Source organism: Bradyrhizobium amphicarpaeae (genome assembly GCF_002266435.3).
Lineage (GTDB): Bacteria > Pseudomonadota > Alphaproteobacteria > Rhizobiales > Xanthobacteraceae > Bradyrhizobium > Bradyrhizobium amphicarpaeae.
On sequence record NZ_CP029426.2, the window covers coordinates 5,281,347 to 5,294,431 of the forward strand.

Below are 13,085 nucleotides of genomic sequence, written 5' to 3' on the forward strand. Positions count from 1 at the left end.
GCTTCGCTGACTCGGAGATCAGCTCCGCTGACTGAGAGATCAGCTCCGCTGACTCAGGGGATGATGACCATGACCAGTTGGACACGCCGCCTGCCCTTGATCGCCGCATTGCTCGGCATCGCCTTCGCCGTGCCGGCACAGGCTGAAGAGGCCGACGATCCCTGGCCGGGTCTTGTGCAGGACATCTTCAACAACCGTTCCATGAACGACGGCAGCGCCGTGATAGGCATCGAGATGCCGTATCGCGCAGAGGACGCGGCGATCGTGCCGGTGACTCTGCGCAGCAAGCTGTCGCCCGCGGACAGCCGCCGTATCCGTTCGATCACGCTCGTGATCGACCGCAACCCGGCGCCGATGGCGGCGAAGTTCGAACTCGGCGCCGATGCCAATGTCACGGAGATCTCGACGCGCGTGCGCGTCAACAATTACACCGATGTGCACGCGGTGGCCGAGCTCAGCGACGGCCAGCTCTACGTCTCGAAGGTTTACGTGAAGGCCTCGGGCGGCTGCTCGGCGCCGGCAGGAAAGAATGTCGAGGAGGCGCAAAGCCGCCTCGGCAAGATGCGCTACAGGCAATTCGCGCGCGAGGAAGCAAAGGCGAGCCGCATCCGCGAAGCCCAGATCATGATCGGCCATCCCAACAATTCAGGCCTGCAGATGGACCAGGTCACGCAGCTCTACATTCCCGCCTTCTTCGTCAACCAGCTGAAGCTGACGCAAGACGACAGCCCCGTGCTGTCGATGGAAGGCGGCATCTCGATCTCGGAAGATCCCAATCTGCGCTTCACCTACGTCTCCAACGGCGCCAAGCGTTTTCGCGCGGAAGCAAAGGACACGGAGGGGCACGTGTTCCGGAATGAGTGGGATGTCGAGAAGCCGGGGACGTGAGGCGACACCGCTTGCGCTGATTCCCTCGCCCCTTGTGGGAGAGGGTGGCTCGCCGCGTAGCGGCGAGACGGGTGAGGGGTATCTCTCCGCGAGCGCAGCTCTCAAACGTCTGAGCAAGGGGAGAGTTACCCCTCATCCGGCGCTTCGCGCCACCTTCTCCCACAAGGGGAGAAGGAAGAAAATGTCAGAAACACCTCACTTCAGCCTCCGCCTGGGCGCGGCGCAAATCATTCACCGCCGTGTTCGCCTGCTCCGAGGTGCGGAACTGGACGCCGAGATTGCCGCGGACCTGGGACATGCTGAGCGCGGTCTCGGCGGTCACGTAGCGCTCATAGGTGACGATCGAGGCGACCACGTCGATCGAGCAGGAACATTGCTCGATCGACTGCCGGCTTTCGCCATTGGCCTTCATGCAGCCATAGACGTACTCCGCGCGCGCCGACGTCGGATAATCATTGGCCTCCTCGGCCCGAGCCACGCACGCGGTCGCCGCCAGCACCGTCAATGCGGCGACAATCGGTCGTAGCTGTCCGGCCAGTTTCATGCGCATCCTCCCGCGGGTTGCGACCGAAGCTATGCTATGCGTATTGTCCTGAAAAGCACTCTGTCAGAGGAAACGGCTCACAAGGTGATGAGAGCATTTGGCGTGATGAGGGCACTTGGCCGGATATTGGCGCTCGCAACGACGCTGGCGCTGACATTGGCCGCACCAGCCCGCGCCGCGGACACCATCCGCCTTGCGGTGCAGAAGACCGGGACATTTTCCTGGGAGCTGGCCGCGATCCGCGCCAGCGGTCTCGACAAGGAGGCAGGCCTTTCGCTGGAGGTCACCGAGCTCGCGAGCACCGAGGCGGGCAAGATCGCGATGCGCGCAGGCAGCGCCGACATCATCCTGTCCGACTGGCTGTGGGTGTCGCGCGAGCGCGCGCTCGGCGCCAAGCTCACCTTCTATCCCTATTCCAGCGCGCTCGGCGCGGTGATGGTACCCGCATCCTCGCCGATCAAGACGCTCGCCGACCTGAAGGGGCGCAAGCTCGCGGTCGCAGGCGGGGCGATCGACAAGAGCTGGCTGCTGCTCCAGGCGAGCATGAAGCAGGACGGCATCGACCTGAAGTCGGAGGCGACCATCGTCTACGGCGCCCCGCCCCTGATCGCCGCCAAGGCGCTCGACGGCGAGATGGAGGCGAGCCTCAATTTTTGGAATTTCTGTGCCCAGCTCGAGGCCAAGGGTTTTCGCCGCCTCGCCGGCATCGAGGACATTCTGCCGAAGCTCGGCGCCAAAGGCGCGGTCTCCGCTGTCGGCTATGTCTTCGACGAGAGCTGGGCGGCGAGCCACAAGGACGCGGTGGCGCGCTTCATCGCGATGACTCGCAAGGCCAAGCAGCTGCTGATCACCTCCGATGCGGCCTGGGACAAGATCGCGCCGCTGACCGGCACGGCCGATGCCATCTTGCTCAAGACCTATCGCGAGCGCTATCGCGCCGGCATTCCGCGCCGGAGCATCGACGACGAGGAGAAAGACGCGCGCGTGCTCTACCGCGTGCTCGCCGAGATCGGCGGCCGCGACCTCGTCGGCCCGGCGACCGAGCTCGATCCGGGCACCTTCTATCACGCGGTCCCTGGAGATTGAGGTGCTGCGTCTTCTGTCGTTCGCCCTGCTTCTTCTGATCTGGTGGATCGCCGCGCTGTTCGTCGGCGGCGCGAAGCTGCCCTCCCCGCCGGCCGTGCTCGAGGTCATGATCGCGGAGGCCTCGTCCGGCGCGCTGTTCCTGCATCTCGGTGCCACGCTGGCGCGCGTGACCCTCGCCTTCGTGCTGGCGATGTCGCTTGGCAGCGCCATCGGCTATTTGATGGGACGGGTCAGGCTCGCGGACAAGCTCGGCGATCCCTGGCTGATTCTGCTGCTCAATCTGCCGGCGCTGGTCGTGATCGTGCTGGCCTATATCTGGGCCGGCCTGACCGAGGCCGCCGCGATCGCGGCGATCGCCATCAACAAGCTGCCGACCGCGGTCGTCACCCTGCGCGAGGGTACCCGCGCGCTCGACCGCTCGCTCGACGAGATGGGGAGCGTGTTCGCGATGCCGCGCTGGCGCGCGTTCCGCCATGTCGTGCTGCCGCAGCTTGCGCCCTATATCGCAGCCTCCGCCCGCTCCGGACTGTCGCTGGTATGGAAGATCGTCCTGGTCGCCGAGTTGCTGGGACGGCCGAATGGCGTCGGCTTCGAGATCGGCATCGCCTTCCAGCTGTTCGACACGCCGCGGCTGCTGGCCTATTCGCTGACATTCGCCGCAGTCGTGTTCGTCATTGAAACCTTGCTGGTGCAGCCGTTCGAAGCCCGCGCAACACGGTGGCGGCCCCGTGCGGCTTGAGGTCGAGATCACGGGCAAGACGTTCAGGAGTGCCGCGGGCGGGACCCACGAGGTGCTCGCGCCGCTCAAATTCGCGCTTCAATCCGGCGAGGTCGGCGTGCTGATCGGCCCGTCCGGCTGCGGCAAGAGCACGATGCTGCGCATCATCCTCGGGCTCGACGCAGATTTCAGGGGCCATGTCGCGCGTCCGCCGCAGGCGCGGATCGGCATGGTGTTCCAGGAGCCGCGGCTGTTGCCGTGGCGTTCGGTCGAGCAGAATGTGCGGCTGGCTGCGCCCGACGTGACCGACGCCAAGCTCTCCGAGCTCTTCAGGATTCTCGAGCTGGACGCGCATCGCAACCACTTTCCCGGCGAGTTGTCGCTCGGCCTTGCCCGGCGCGTCGCGCTCGCCCGCGCTTTCGCCGTCGAGCCCGATCTCCTGGTGCTCGACGAGCCGCTCGCCTCACTCGACGACGCGCTCGCCGGCCGTTTGCGCGACGAGATCGCGGCGCTGGTGGCGAGCCGGCCGGTGATGACGCTGCTGGTCACCCACAGTCTCGATGACGCGGTACGGCTCGGCGACCGCCTGTTCTTCTTGTCGCCACGCCCCGCCCGTATCGTACAGGAAGTGCCGATCGCCATCCCGCGCGCGATGCGCAGCGAAGCCGCGCTCACTGGGATCAGGGCCGAGCTCGCGGCCTTGCAGCTTGAATCGAAATGAAAACTCGTGGTCAACTGGACCAATCTGTCGAGGGAGGCTCACCAATGCGGCGTACGCTGATTGCGATCGGCATTCTCTTGGTCGCGGTGCCGGGCGCGGCGCTCGCGCAGGCCAAGGGCAAGGGCGCAAGGCTCTGGAACCTGACGAGCGAGACGATCTCCGGCTTCCAGCTCTCACCCGCGGGCAAGACCGACTGGGGCCCGAACCAGTGCCTGAATGACAAGGACAAGGAGGTCGACCACGACGAGCGGCTGCGCATCACCGGCGTCGAGCCGGGCCGCTACGACGCCAAGGTCAGCTATCCCAATGCGCGGCAATGCGTCGTTCGCGACATCGAGATCAGGGCAGATGCGGTGTTCTCGATCGCCGACAAGGATCTGAAGGACTGTAGCAAGTAGCGAAGACTTCTTATGCCTTGTCGTTCGGGTGCGGATATTCGCAGCGCCACCGCACCGCCTGCCACTTCGGATGATCGCCGACCCATTGCGCGATATAGGGGGGCGCGGCCATCACGCATTGGCGGGGCGACCCCGCATAATTGAAGATCAAATGTTGCTCTTCGCAGGTCGCAGGCGAGAGCACCGCACACACGGTCACCACCAGGTCGATCGGGTTCATACCGAGATCCTCTCACGGGAACAAATGGAGGTTAGCACAAGAAACTACGTCCCTTGGAGGGGGAAGTTTCAATACGGCGTGAGGAACAGGGCTAACTCTAGAAGTTGATGCCAAACACCATGCGGGCCTGGTGGCGCTCGAAATTGACGAGGTCGAGATTGCCGCCCGATCCGGCCGGGCGCCCCCAGGCCTGCATACTCCAGCTCAAGGTCAGCCGCGAGCGCTCGGAGAGCTGGACATAGGCGGTCGGGCCGACAAACAGGGCCTGGCCGGAAAATTCGCCGAGGCCGATGCCTTCATATTGCCGGAAGTAGCGCAGTTCGCCGCCCAGCAGCACGTCGGGCCGCACACGCACCAGGCCGGCAAAGGCCGCGCCGATCGTCGAGCTCTTCTCCGACTGCCCCGCCACCTCGAAGCGCGCCCATTCCGGCTGATAGATCAGGTTGAGCGCACCGATGGCAAAATTGGGGATGAGTTCGCGGTCGAAGGCCAGGGTGAAATCGGTGCCGTACATCCGCCCCTTCGCGCCGCTGGTCTCGTCGATGCGGTCGCCGTGGAACTCGGCGGCGATGGTGAGGCCGAACGGGGCGCGCTCGCGGTCGAGCAGGCGATAACGCAGGTCGAGCGAGGCGCCCTGGAAGTTGAGCTGGCGACGGTCGTCGATATCGGGGACGCCGGTGATGTCGTGCAAGCTCGCCACAGCGCCGAGCTCGATGCGGAAGTTCGGCAGCGGCACGATCTCGATCTCGATCTCCTTCTCGAGCGCGCGATAGGTCCCGCCGCCCTTGCCGAAGCGTCCCGTCGTCTGGCTCTGGAACTCACGCTCGCCGGGATTGCCGACATCGCTGCCGATCATGAAGCCGAAGATGTGCTCGGTATCGAAGCCCTCCTCGGCGTGCCCGTGCGTCGGTGTCAGCGCAACCGCGCAGGCCATCACCATCAGACATCTGCGAGTCCTGTCGCGCATCCCGTGCCTCGAAGGCGCGCGCCGCTTTGATGCGGCAGCAGCGCTGACCGGGCATCAGCGTAACACACTGCGGCAAGAGCGTGATCGCGATTTTGATGGAAGATGATTGAAGCCTGCGCAGGCACGCCATCGCGTCGACGGCGAAGCTCCAGAACACAACGAATGCCAGGCCCGAGATCCGACACTGCCACGGCTTCGACGGCGTTCACCGGCAAGGCCGCGGCAGGTCGTCGGTCTTACTTGCGCGCAGCGCAGGCGTACATGTTGATTTCCATGCCGACCGGCACTTCCACGATCTTCGGAGCTTTCCAGGCCATTCGGGGTCTCCCCAAGGTAATGAGCGCGACATCGCGCGGCGCAAAACCTAGGGCTGCGTCAGGTGCAGTTCAAGTCTCGATTCGACTACCCTGCGCCTCGGTGACGATTCTCCGCGAGCGCATTTCTCTCTCGGACAAAGCCAGTTCACTCTTGGTCAAACACGACATGCGAGACGCAGGCTTGTGCGGCGCACCGCGCGTCGAATCGACGGAATCAGCGCAACAGCCGCACCAGGCTCCGGCCGGCCCGTGAGTTCAGCTCTTTCGCGTCCAGCGTTCCGTCCTTGTCCGGATTGGCTGCGTTGAAACGCTGCTCGACCACGGACAGATATTCGTCGAGCGTCAGGGTCCCGTCGCGATCAGGATCCGCGGCGGCAAGCTCTTTCGCCGACAACCGTCCGCGCAATTCGCGGGCATCGAGCGTGCCGTCATGATCGGGATCGAGCTTTGCGAAGGTTGCGGCGGCCGCCTTCTTCACCTCGGCAAGATCGAGCGTGCCGTCGTTGTCGGTGTCGAACATCTTGACCGCGTTGCCGGAGGCCGACCACGCCGGGCCGGACAACACTGCAATGGTGAGCACAAGCGCAACTGAGCGACGCGAAATCATCAAGACCTCCCAGATGAGGAGCCCGGTTTGGGCGCGATGCACAACATAAATCCGCAAGCCGCTCCCGGTTCAAGCCCGGAATTGCAACTTGCGCGCGCGACAACCCGGGGAACCAGGCTTTAGCCCACCCGGAGCTGCTTCGCGCCACGGAATTTTTTCAGCGTCTCCACGCAAGTGAGTCCGCGGCGTCAGCCTTTTGTAAGGCGACCGGCGTCTGCATCCAACGATATCGACGACACTTACGACTTTCGTATTGACGCGTTTTGGTTTCCGACGGAGTGTTGCTCCCGCAGCGTCAAAAGGCGCGCATATTGGGAGGAACGGATGAAACGCTTTGCGATGGCCGCGAGCCTCGTCATGCTTGCATCGACTTGTGCAGGCGCACAGACCACCGAGCAACTGGTCAAGGGCGGGACTGATACATCGAACGTTCTCAATTACGGGATGGGTTACAATCTGCAGCGCTTCTCGACGCTGAACCAGATCAACAAGGACACCGTCAAGAACCTCGTCCCGGTCTGGAATTACTCCTTCAACGACGATCGCAGCGAGGAATCCCAGCCCATAGTCTATCAGGGCGTGATCTATGTGACCTCGCACAATGCGACCATGGCGGTCGACGCCAAGACCGGCAAGCAGATCTGGAAGAGCAAGGTCGAATATCCCGCCGAAACGCCCCGGATCGTCTGCTGCGGTATCATCAATCGCGGCGTCGCAATCCATGAAGGCAAGTTGTTTCGTACGACGCTCGATGCCAACGTGATTGCGATCGACGCCAAGAACGGCAAGGAGCTGTGGCGTCAGAAGGCCGCCGATATCAAGGAAGGCTATTCGATGACGGTTGCCCCGCTGGTCGCCGACGGTGTCGTCATCACCGGCATCTCCGGCGCCGAATTCGGCACGCGTGGCTTCATCGACGGCTGGGATCCGGCGACGGGCAAGCATCTGTGGCGCACCCATTCGATCCCCTCTCCGGACGAGCCCGGCGGCGACACCTGGAAGGGAGATACCTGGAAGCTCGGCGGCGGCTCGACCTGGATCACGGGCTCTTACGATCCCGAGCTGAACACCGTGTATTGGGGCATCGGCAATCCCGGCCCGTTCAATTCGGCGGTACGTCCCGGCGACAATCTCTACACCTGCTCCGTGCTGGCGATGGATCCCAAGACCGGCAAGATCAAGTGGCACTACCAGTTCTCGCCGAACAATCCGTTCGACTACGACGCCGTCGCCGAGATGGTGCTCGCGGATGTGAACGTCGAGGGCAAGCCGACCAAGGCGCTGATGAATGCCAACCGCAACGGCTTCTTCTACGTGCTCGATCGCACCAACGGAAAGCTGCTCGCGGCCAATCCTTACGTGAAGGTCAATTGGGCAACCGGCGTCGACATGAAGACCGGCAAGCCGATCGAGACCGACGTCGCCAAGGATGCGCGCGAGGGCAAGAAGGTCACGGTCTATCCGTCGATCCTCGGCGGCAAGAACTGGGAGCCGATGTCGTTCAACCCGCAGACCGGCCTCGCCTACGCCAACACGCTCAACTTCGGCGGCAAGTACAAGGCCGAGCCCGTCACCTTCAAGCAGGGTGAATGGTATCTCGGCATGGACCTGACCGATCCCTGGGAGTTCGGCGACGGGCCGCGCGGTTACCTCAAGGCGATCGATCCCATGACGGGCAAGTCGAAATGGGAAGCGCCGAGCGACATCCCACGCTTCTCGGGCGTGCTGTCGACCGCGGGCGGTGTGGTGTTCTCGGGCGCGCTGACCGGCGAGTTCGAGGCCTTCGACGCGGATACCGGCAAGAAGCTCTGGCAGTTCCAGACCGGGTCCGGCATCGAGGGCCAGCCTGTGACCTGGCAGCAGGACGGCGTGCAATATGTCGCGGTGACATCAGGCTATGGCGGCGTCTACTCGCTGTTCTCGGGCGACGAGCGGCTTGCCAAAGTGCCACCCGGCGGCTCGCTGTGGGTCTTTGCGGTCAAGCAGTAATCCACGGCATGATGCTGAGAAGGCTCTCTCATAAGACGGCGGCGATCCTCGCCGCCGTCGCGGGGCTGACGGTCGCGATTGCGGCGACCGTTTGCGCCGCGGACGACGCAACCGGCAATCCCATGCAGGCACAGATCGACCACGGCAAGTCGACCTATGCTTCGAAATGCTCGCACTGCCACGGCCCCAACCTGATGAACTCCGGCACCATCACGCCGGACCTGCGCGCCTTTCCCGACGACAAGACCCGCTTCGTCACCACGGTGAAGAACGGCAAGAACAACAGGATGCCGCCCTGGGGCGATATCCTCGACGACGAGGAGATCGGCTCTCTCTGGGCCTTCATCTCCAGCCGGAGGAAGCCATGAGGGTTCGTCGTGCCGCATGGAGCCTTGCGGCCTTGCTTTCGACGATGGCGTCGGTCGCTCTCGCAGCCGACGATCCCCTGAAGATCTGCCTCGACGAGGACCGGCCGCCGCTCTCGATGCACCACCGCGGCAAGCCGGACGCCGGCTTCGACGTGCTGCTGGCGCAGGCGATCGCGGACCGGCTTGGACGGAAGCTGGCGATCCAGTGGTTCGAGAGCAAGCTGGACGAGGATTCGAGCCCACAGCTCGAGGCCAATGCACTGCTGTCGGACGGGCGCTGTTCGCTAGTCGGCGGCTACGCGCTGACCCGGGATTCGCTCGTCGTCCCCGGGATGAAGACGGCGCGCTTGCCTGATTTCGCCGGGGCCACACGCGACGATCGGCGGCGCCGCGTTGCACTCGGCGTGCTCGCGCCGAGCCAGCCTTACGTCCATTCGCCGTTGACGGTGGTGCTCGGGCCGAAGGCAAGCGGCCGCAAGATCGGCGACATCGGCGATCTCGCAGGGCTTCGTCTCGTCATCGACAGCGGCTCGCTCGGCGACGCCATCCTGATGAGCTTCGACAAGGGGCGGCTGATCGACAACATCACCCATCTCGTTCCCGGCCGCGACGATCTCCTCGGCACGCTGCAGCGCGGCGAGCATGACGCGACGCTGATCGATCTTGCCCGCTTCGACGCCCATCGCGCTGCGCACCCGGACACGGCGATCACGGCATCCGGTTACTATTATCCGATCGGCGCCAATCGCGGCTATGTCGGACTGGCCAGCGATGGCGCGCTGATCGACGCCGTCAACAAGGCGCTGACGGGGCTCGCGGCCGAGGGGCGGATCGCAGAGTTCGGCAAGCAGGCCGGGCTCACCTATCTGCCACCGCGCGAGCCTGCGATTCTGGGCGATGTCTGGACGAAGATCATTCAGCGGTGATTGGAAAGGCTCGGGTGTCCTGGACGCGCTGCAACGCCTCTTGGCGTTGCGGCGCAGAGCCGGGACCTAGAAAGCCGGGTGGCTGCATCATGGACCCCGGCTCTGCAGCGCACCGCTAAGGAGCGCTGCGCTGCGTCCGGGGCACGAACTTCGCCCAGCATGTGCCATATGTGATCAGACGGAATGCGCCAATCTGTCTCGCCTGATGCCGATGGCAGGGCCAGCCCGGTGCAGTACCCTTCAGGGAACCGGGAGAGAATCATGTCCAAGCCAATCGATCGCCGCCACTTCATTGCCGCCGGTAGCACCGGACTTGCGATGCCTTTCGTCCTGCGCAGCGCCTCGGCGCAGGCTGGGTGGCCCGCGCGGCAGATTCGCATGATTTGCAGCTATCCCGCCGGCGGTCAGACCGACCTGCTCGCGCGCGCCTATGGCGAATTCATCTCCAAGCAGGTCGGCAAGACCGTCGTCGTCGAGAACAAGGCCGGTGCTTCCGGCGCGATCGGCACCGCCGAAGTTGCCCGCGCCGAGCCCGACGGCCACACCATGCTGTGCTCGATCTCGACCACCTACATCATGAACCGCGTGGTGATGAAGAATCCAGGCTACGACATGGACAAGGATTTGACGCTGGTCAGCGTCATTCCGGGGGCCGGCCTTCTGCTGGTCGCGAACCCCAGGACCGGCGTCAAGACGCTGGAGGATTTCGTCGCGTTCGCACGCAAGAGCGGCAAGGTGAACTTCGGCACTTACAGCGCGGGTTCGGCTCCGCACATGACGATCAACGAGCTCAACAAGCAGTACGGCCTGTCGATCGAGCCGGTCCATTACCGCGGCGAGGCCCCGATGTGGACGGGGATGCTCGAAGGCACGCTGGATGCCGCAATGGGCAGCTACACGGCAGCGCAGTCGGTCCTGCAAAGCGACCGTGGCACCGTGTTCGCGGTGCATTCGAAGAAGGTCGACGCGATCCCTGCCATCAAGACCCTTCCGGAGCAGGGCGCGACCTCGAAATTCTTCACCGTGAGCGGCTTCTCCGGCTGGGCCGTGCCGAAGGCGACGCCGCAAGCGGTGATCGACCGACTGGCGGAGCTGTGCGTGGCCGCCAACAACGATCCGAAAGTGAAGGAAGTTCTCGCGACCTTCGTGCTCGAAGCTGCCATCGGCTTCAAGGAGACCAATGCGCTGTACCAGCGCGAACTGCCGATCTGGATCGAGAGCGCGAAGTCACTCGGCCTCGAGCCGGCCTAGGCTCCGAGCCAGGGTCGGCGCGCCGGTTGCCCCATCTCGCTCCGGAGTCCGACCAAAGCCTAGTGTCGGAAGCGCATTTCCACGCTATGATTGCGTGCCACTACGGACCAGAAGGGCCGATCGCATGACACCGGATGCAGTCGCTGTCGCCGTTATGATTATCCTGCTCTTTCCGATGGGCTATTTCACGCTGGCCTCGCCGGCCTTCCTGCTGGTGAGGCTCGATATCCAGCCCGTCGCCCAGTTGCTGCGCGGAATGTTCAACGCCCATTTTCTGGTGATGCGCGTCGCCGCCCTCATCGGGACCGCGGCACTGCTCCTGGACGGCCGCCTGCTTGCCGCGCTGGTCGTTGGCCTGCTCGCAGTGCTGGCGATCTGGGGACGCCGCTGGTTCATGCAAAGGGTCGATGACCAGCTCAGAGCGAGGGACGCCGGCGATGCCGATGCCCCGCATCGGCTGCGGCGGCTGCATTGGAGCGGCATGCTGGCCAATGCAATGCTGCTCGTCGCACTGCTGGCCGGCATTCCCTACATTGCCACGTCCGCGTGAAATGTCGCCGCAGCGGCGCGACCGGCCCGATCATCGCTGCCCAATGCCTGCGCTCGAAAGCGCCTAATGCTCGCCCGAACTCGCGGTGGCCTGCTGCGCCTTGTGGATCGAGGACGGCACCACGCCGAAATATTTCCGGAACACCCGGCTGAAATGCGATGAGCTGGAGAAGCCCCAGGAGAACGCGACGTCGGTGATGGTCTTGCCGGCGTGGGCCTCGAGCTCCTGGCGGCAGTTCTGCAGGCGGGCCTGCCAGATGTAGTCGCTCACCGTGGTGCCGCGCTCCGAGAACAGCATGTGCAGATAGCGTTTGGAGCAGCCGAGCTCGGTCGAGATCTGGTCGATGCACAGATCCGGATCGCGCAGGTGCTCGCGGATGAAGAACTGCGCGCGCACATACATCGCTTCGGGCCCGACACGGTCGAACATGGTGTCGGCTTCGCGCAGCGGCAGCAGCAGCAGGTCGATCAGCGAATCGGCGACGCCGACCGCACTGTTTGCCGACAGCTTTGCCGCCTCGTCGAAGGTCGCATGAACGAAATCGTGGGCGATCCGCCCTGTCCCCGTCTTCGATGACAGCTTGCAGGCGGGCATCCGCTGCGACGGGAACCCGCGGTCGCGCAGCAGCGACTTCGGCACGATTACGACGTCGTGGCGGGTGAACGCGGGACTGATGATCGAATGCGGACAGGAGACGTCATAAGCGATGATGTCGCCCGGGTTGATTTCGATGTGGCGGCCTTCCTGCTCGAAATAGGACACGCCGTAGGTCTGGAAGTGAATCTTGATGTAGGGATGCTCGTTGGCCTTGGCGCGCGCCAGCGTGTGGGCGATGCGATGCTGACTCACTTCGATCTGGCAGAGCTTGAGGCGCGAGACGCTGGTGTAGTCGATGCGGCCCTCGAGCGAGGACGCCTCCAGCGGATCGACGTCGAAATGCCCGCACAGGCTCGTCAGCCCGTCGACCCAGCTCTGGATCTGGCGCTTTGGCGTCATGCCGGTCGTCGAGAGCGTGTGAATGGTGTCGGACATTAATCCAGCCACTGGGTTTGATCCGGAGATTCGACGCGAATCGCGACCAGCGCTGCTGCAGCCCCCAGCCGTGATTGCGTGACGTTTACCTCGAATTTGAGCGGTCTTTTGGCACGAGCGCCATCGTTCCATTGCCACCCTTGAAAGACGATCCTCCGCCTTAGTTGTAGCTCCGTCAAGGGGAACCTGAACGTTGAGCTTGCGACCAACTCATGCGGAAGCCGCTGAATTCGCTACTGCAAAAATCAAAATCTTCGTCTCGTGCGCTGTCGAGCAAACCGGTTTCTCTCTTGGGCAAGTTTCCCGATGGAGGAGTCGTTAGGGATTAGGGCAGGAACAACAAGAACGGGCCGCTCACGCACGTGGACCCGTGGCTCTCATCAGGAGGAGAAAGCAGTCCAGCATCGTTTCTGGTCCGAAAAGTGACCGCCCTGCACGAGCAGACCCCGGACGAGAAGCCCGGTGAACCATTTTTGCTTCGGAAACAATAAACGATACCAACG

At 63.9% G+C, this 13,085-nt stretch carries 16 protein-coding genes; 10 read left to right on the plus strand and 6 right to left on the minus strand.

Annotation, left to right across the window (positions count from 1 at the left end; translation table 11 throughout):
* Positions 1 to 69 precede the first annotated feature (69 nt).
* Entirely contained in the window at positions 70 to 888 is an 819-nt protein-coding gene (locus tag CIT40_RS24930) for a quinoprotein dehydrogenase-associated SoxYZ-like carrier (RefSeq protein ID WP_162307660.1), read from the plus strand.
* 184 nt (positions 889 to 1,072) lie between these two features.
* Here CIT40_RS24930 and CIT40_RS24935 read toward each other — a convergent pair whose 3' ends face one another.
* The gene (locus CIT40_RS24935; protein ID WP_026202407.1) at positions 1,073 to 1,432 is read right to left on the minus strand and encodes a hypothetical protein; all 360 of its coding nucleotides are present in this window, start codon (positions 1,430 to 1,432) and stop codon (positions 1,073 to 1,075) included.
* A gap of 87 nt (positions 1,433 to 1,519) precedes the next feature.
* Here CIT40_RS24935 and CIT40_RS24940 point away from each other — a divergent pair, with 87 nt between their 5' ends.
* From CIT40_RS24940 to CIT40_RS24955, 4 genes are read left to right on the plus strand one after another with little or no spacing between them, the layout of a single operon-like run.
* Positions 1,520 to 2,518 carry an ABC transporter substrate-binding protein gene (locus CIT40_RS24940; protein ID WP_162307894.1) on the plus strand — a complete coding sequence of 333 codons (999 nt, stop codon included), beginning with the start codon at positions 1,520 to 1,522 and terminating at the stop codon, positions 2,516 to 2,518.
* 1 nt (position 2,519) lies between these two features.
* On the plus strand, positions 2,520 to 3,257 hold the full coding sequence (locus tag CIT40_RS24945; protein ID WP_094891250.1) for an ABC transporter permease: 738 nt from the start codon (positions 2,520 to 2,522) through the stop codon (positions 3,255 to 3,257).
* Positions 3,247 to 3,957 (plus strand): ABC transporter ATP-binding protein, encoded by a 711-nt coding sequence (locus CIT40_RS24950; protein WP_094891249.1) that lies wholly within the window; start codon positions 3,247 to 3,249, stop codon positions 3,955 to 3,957. The genes CIT40_RS24945 and CIT40_RS24950 overlap by 11 nt, the downstream gene beginning before the upstream one ends.
* Before the next feature lie 44 nt (positions 3,958 to 4,001).
* Positions 4,002 to 4,355, plus strand: coding sequence for a hypothetical protein (locus CIT40_RS24955; protein ID WP_094891248.1), 354 nt, complete (start codon positions 4,002 to 4,004; stop codon positions 4,353 to 4,355).
* Positions 4,356 to 4,365: 10 nt separating this feature from the next.
* On the opposite strand, the gene CIT40_RS24960 is transcribed toward CIT40_RS24955, so the two are convergent.
* The 4 genes from CIT40_RS24960 to CIT40_RS24975 form a co-directional block, all read right to left on the minus strand.
* A complete protein-coding gene (locus CIT40_RS24960; protein ID WP_094891247.1) occupies positions 4,366 to 4,575 on the minus strand; it encodes a hypothetical protein in 210 nt (69 codons plus the stop codon).
* 97 nt (positions 4,576 to 4,672) lie between these two features.
* The gene (locus CIT40_RS24965; RefSeq protein ID WP_244611847.1) at positions 4,673 to 5,542 is read right to left on the minus strand and encodes a hypothetical protein; all 870 of its coding nucleotides are present in this window, start codon (positions 5,540 to 5,542) and stop codon (positions 4,673 to 4,675) included.
* A gap of 236 nt (positions 5,543 to 5,778) precedes the next feature.
* Positions 5,779 to 5,859: a pyrroloquinoline quinone precursor peptide PqqA gene (pqqA, locus tag CIT40_RS24970; RefSeq protein ID WP_012029362.1), complete on the minus strand. Its 81-nt coding sequence runs from the start codon at positions 5,857 to 5,859 to the stop codon at positions 5,779 to 5,781.
* Positions 5,860 to 6,073: 214 nt separating this feature from the next.
* A complete protein-coding gene (locus tag CIT40_RS24975; RefSeq protein WP_162307661.1) occupies positions 6,074 to 6,466 on the minus strand; it encodes a lanmodulin LanM in 393 nt (130 codons plus the stop codon).
* Positions 6,467 to 6,790: 324 nt separating this feature from the next.
* Here CIT40_RS24975 and CIT40_RS24980 point away from each other — a divergent pair, with 324 nt between their 5' ends.
* The 5 genes from CIT40_RS24980 (at position 6,791) to CIT40_RS25000 (ending at position 11,550) form a co-directional block, all read left to right on the plus strand.
* Entirely contained in the window at positions 6,791 to 8,455 is a 1,665-nt protein-coding gene (locus CIT40_RS24980; protein WP_094891245.1) for a methanol/ethanol family PQQ-dependent dehydrogenase, read from the plus strand.
* An 11-nt stretch (positions 8,456 to 8,466) separates the two neighbouring features.
* Positions 8,467 to 8,823 carry a c-type cytochrome gene (locus tag CIT40_RS24985; protein ID WP_094891610.1) on the plus strand — a complete coding sequence of 119 codons (357 nt, stop codon included), beginning with the start codon at positions 8,467 to 8,469 and terminating at the stop codon, positions 8,821 to 8,823.
* Complete coding sequence (locus tag CIT40_RS24990) at positions 8,820 to 9,749, plus strand: substrate-binding periplasmic protein (RefSeq protein WP_094891244.1); 930 nt, start codon at positions 8,820 to 8,822, stop codon at positions 9,747 to 9,749. The genes CIT40_RS24985 and CIT40_RS24990 overlap by 4 nt, the downstream gene beginning before the upstream one ends.
* A gap of 261 nt (positions 9,750 to 10,010) precedes the next feature.
* Positions 10,011 to 11,000: a Bug family tripartite tricarboxylate transporter substrate binding protein gene (locus CIT40_RS24995; protein WP_094891243.1), complete on the plus strand. Its 990-nt coding sequence runs from the start codon at positions 10,011 to 10,013 to the stop codon at positions 10,998 to 11,000.
* 124 nt (positions 11,001 to 11,124) lie between these two features.
* The gene (locus CIT40_RS25000) at positions 11,125 to 11,550 is read left to right on the plus strand and encodes a hypothetical protein (RefSeq protein WP_094891242.1); all 426 of its coding nucleotides are present in this window, start codon (positions 11,125 to 11,127) and stop codon (positions 11,548 to 11,550) included.
* 63 nt (positions 11,551 to 11,613) lie between these two features.
* On the opposite strand, the gene CIT40_RS25005 is transcribed toward CIT40_RS25000, so the two are convergent.
* The gene (locus CIT40_RS25005) at positions 11,614 to 12,582 is read right to left on the minus strand and encodes a helix-turn-helix domain-containing protein (RefSeq protein WP_162307662.1); all 969 of its coding nucleotides are present in this window, start codon (positions 12,580 to 12,582) and stop codon (positions 11,614 to 11,616) included.
* Positions 12,583 to 13,085 lie beyond the last annotated feature (503 nt).

Excerpts from the sequence above, each read along its gene's own strand:
- CIT40_RS24930 (WP_162307660.1), top strand. The coding sequence starts at position 70 with ATGACCAGTTGGACACGCCGCCTGCCCTTGATCGCCGCATTGCTCGGC.
- CIT40_RS24995 (WP_094891243.1), top strand. The coding sequence starts at position 10,011 with ATGTCCAAGCCAATCGATCGCCGCCACTTCATTGCCGCCGGTAGCACC.
- CIT40_RS24965 (WP_244611847.1), bottom strand. The coding sequence starts at position 5,542 with ATGCGCGACAGGACTCGCAGATGTCTGATGGTGATGGCCTGCGCGGTT.
- CIT40_RS24990 (WP_094891244.1), top strand. The coding sequence starts at position 8,820 with ATGAGGGTTCGTCGTGCCGCATGGAGCCTTGCGGCCTTGCTTTCGACG.
- CIT40_RS24960 (WP_094891247.1), bottom strand. The coding sequence starts at position 4,575 with ATGAACCCGATCGACCTGGTGGTGACCGTGTGTGCGGTGCTCTCGCCT.
- CIT40_RS24955 (WP_094891248.1), top strand. The coding sequence starts at position 4,002 with ATGCGGCGTACGCTGATTGCGATCGGCATTCTCTTGGTCGCGGTGCCG.
- CIT40_RS24975 (WP_162307661.1), bottom strand. The coding sequence starts at position 6,466 with ATGATTTCGCGTCGCTCAGTTGCGCTTGTGCTCACCATTGCAGTGTTG.
- CIT40_RS24935 (WP_026202407.1), bottom strand. The coding sequence starts at position 1,432 with ATGAAACTGGCCGGACAGCTACGACCGATTGTCGCCGCATTGACGGTG.
- CIT40_RS24985 (WP_094891610.1), top strand. The coding sequence starts at position 8,467 with ATGCTGAGAAGGCTCTCTCATAAGACGGCGGCGATCCTCGCCGCCGTC.
- CIT40_RS24980 (WP_094891245.1), top strand. The coding sequence starts at position 6,791 with ATGAAACGCTTTGCGATGGCCGCGAGCCTCGTCATGCTTGCATCGACT.
- CIT40_RS25005 (WP_162307662.1), bottom strand. The coding sequence starts at position 12,582 with ATGTCCGACACCATTCACACGCTCTCGACGACCGGCATGACGCCAAAG.
- pqqA (WP_012029362.1), bottom strand. The coding sequence starts at position 5,859 with ATGGCCTGGAAAGCTCCGAAGATCGTGGAAGTGCCGGTCGGCATGGAA.
- CIT40_RS24940 (WP_162307894.1), top strand. The coding sequence starts at position 1,520 with ATGAGAGCATTTGGCGTGATGAGGGCACTTGGCCGGATATTGGCGCTC.
- CIT40_RS25000 (WP_094891242.1), top strand. The coding sequence starts at position 11,125 with ATGACACCGGATGCAGTCGCTGTCGCCGTTATGATTATCCTGCTCTTT.